Source organism: Mesorhizobium sp. M8A.F.Ca.ET.165.01.1.1 (genome assembly GCF_004792065.1).
Classification (GTDB): Bacteria; Pseudomonadota; Alphaproteobacteria; order Rhizobiales; family Rhizobiaceae; genus Mesorhizobium.
Window position 1 is genome coordinate 1 of sequence record NZ_SRTH01000052.1, and the last position, 668, is coordinate 668.

The window sequence follows — 668 nt, forward strand, 5'->3', positions numbered from 1 at the left end:
CGCCCTTGATGCAAGAAGCCTTCCAACCTGATGTGCCGGTGATCGAGTGCGTTCTTCTCTCAGGCTTTTCGTTGCGGCCTTTCAAGAAGCGCGGGCCGGTATGGTGATCTGCGGATCGGGTCCAAATCTTCTGCAAGAGCTTTCAAGCTCGGGAACGACGGCTGGTTTTCCCAATCCAGATCTTTTCGATCATTGTGCCCATTCAGGTCATCGACTTCCTACACCTTTTTCACCGGCGCCAGTTTGTGTGATGATGCATATGCGTCATGCAGCCACAACTCGCGCCGGATTTCGATAATCCTCTTTCTTTGTCATCATCGCCCAGATCGCCCGCGCCATCTTGTTCGCAAGCGCGATCGCGACCAGCATGAGCGGCTTGCGACGCAGCATCCGTGCCAGCCATGAACCCTCGACGATGGATTTGCGGGCCAGCACTGTCAGGCGTGACATGGCGCCGATGATCAACAAAGACCGGATATCGGTCTGGCCAGCCTTCGACACGCGTCCAAGTCGCTCCTTGCCGCCGGAGGTGTATTGACGTGGCACGAGCCCAAGCCAGGCCGCAAAGTCCCGCCCGCGTTTGAAGCTCTCCATCGGCGGAGCAAAGCCGCTGATCGCCAACGCGGTCTGGGGCCCGACACCAGGCATTGTCTGCAGGCGCCGCGCTG

The 668-nt window shown here is 58.8% G+C and carries 1 protein-coding gene; it reads right to left on the bottom strand.

Translation table 11 applies throughout. The features are described 5' to 3' along the window. Window positions 1-264 precede the first annotated feature (264 nt). Window positions 265-668, bottom strand: a 404-nt coding sequence (locus tag EN808_RS35080) for a transposase (protein ID WP_135918212.1), incomplete at its 5' end; no start/stop codon positions are given.